At 59.3% G+C, this 420-nt stretch carries 1 protein-coding gene; it reads left to right on the forward strand.

Going from position 1 to position 420, the window contains the following annotated elements; all coding sequences use genetic code 11:
- Window positions 1-420, forward strand: a 420-nt coding sequence (locus FY251_RS21715; RefSeq protein ID WP_148416973.1) for an ABC transporter permease, incomplete at both ends; no start/stop codon positions are given.

Consider the following 420-nt stretch of genomic DNA (forward strand, 5'->3'; position numbering starts at 1 on the left):
CCTTCATGGTGCGCGATTCTCGCTCGGTATCGCCGTCGCTGTAACCACTGTACGACTTATTATGGGGACGGCAGTCGGCCTCCTCGCCGGCTACGCCGGTGGCTGGATTGATGAGACGCTGATGCGACTTGTCGATACACTGCTTGCGTTCCCTGGAATCGTCCTCGCACTTGTCATCGCCGGGATTCTGGGGCCGAGTCTGGTGAACGTGATGCTTGCACTGGCGGTCGTTGGTTGGGCATCGTACGCACGGTTAGTTCGGAGTAGCGTACTCTCGCTTCGAGAGCGTGAGTTTGTAAGCGCCGCACGATTGCTCGGCCGGTCACGAACGCACATCGCAACTCGCCACCTACTCCCGAACGTCGTTGCACCAGTTGTCGTTCTGGCAACGCTTGACATCGGCAGCGTCATTCTCGGCAC

The organism is Haloferax sp. KTX1 (genome assembly GCF_902410085.1).
Taxonomy (GTDB): Archaea; Halobacteriota; Halobacteria; order Halobacteriales; family Haloferacaceae; genus Haloferax; species Haloferax massiliensis.